Annotated in this window: 1 protein-coding gene; it reads right to left on the bottom strand. The window is 61.0% G+C overall.

The annotated features are described in order from the left end of the window. Window positions 1-1,068: Ulp1 family isopeptidase (locus tag PYR71_RS30650; protein WP_245421421.1), on the bottom strand; the 1,068-nt coding region annotated here is incomplete at both ends.

The raw sequence follows: 1,068 nt of genomic DNA on the forward strand, positions 1-1,068 counted from the left end.
TGCCTGATGGCCCCAGAGTGGCCGTGTAGGGCACACCATGGATAGTGATGCTGGTCTGGGGGTTGTCCGCGCTCGGCAGCAACTCAAGCCAGGACATTGCAAGCCGAAGGCCAGCCGGTGCCGGTTGATTGCGGTGTTGCCAGCTCGGAGGGACAGCTTCTCCCAAGTCGTCCACAGGCAGCGTGTACTGTGGGGTGCCGAAGATCGATGCCCCCAAGCTTTGCTCCCATGGTGCGTCTGGCGGATTGACGCTTTGCACCGGTGAATAGGCGGCTGACGGCAAATCCTGCCGGAAGGGCGCTGTATTCCAGCTATCGGGAAGCTGGCCTGATTGAGTCACTCCATGCCAAAACTCTGCGGGATCGGCGATCTGTGTGGAGGACTCCGGTCCAGCCGCCGCAGCCCCCGCTCGATCACCGTTGGGCGCGGTGCTCAGACGTCGTTGGAGTTGCTCCCGATCGGCGACGAGGTTGTCGAGGTGCAGCACGGCTGGCCGGCCTCTTCGCGCCAGTCGTCTAACGAGCGCCCGCGTGCCGTCAACCACGAAGACTCCGCAATCATAGTCGTTGCGCTGTTGGGTCATGCGGACGGGCTCCAGACGGGTACCCAACCTTTGTGCGAGCATTGCTGCAAACTCGTTGTTCTGGCCCCGGAAGGAGTCATAGTGATAGGCAGCCGGCCCCTCGCGGTTGCGACGGTCAACGAGTAGCAGCGACCAATGGGTGCCCCGGTGATCAGGATCCGAAGCACTGGCATCGCTCACTGGAAGGAACAGGAAGTCGGCTGTATCTCTTCCATTCTGATCATTAACGATGCGCTGGAAAGCGCTCAGCGCGGTCCTCTCATCGCCCAGGCGCAGATGATAATGGGCTATCAGGGGATCGATAAGCCGCGTCCTGGCGGCGAGATCCGGATCGTTTCGCTGCAAGTCCTGCATTAGCAGCTCATAATCCGTCTGGATATGCTGGTCGCCCAGCCATTCGGTATGGTCGAGCGACAATCCGCTGCGGCCTTCGATCGATGGATCAACCTGCTGCAGCGGCGAAGTTGATCTGAACTCGGCACGTG

Origin of the sequence: Rhizobium mulingense, assembly GCF_029194105.1 — a bacterium.
GTDB lineage: Bacteria > Pseudomonadota > Alphaproteobacteria > Rhizobiales > Rhizobiaceae > Rhizobium > Rhizobium mulingense.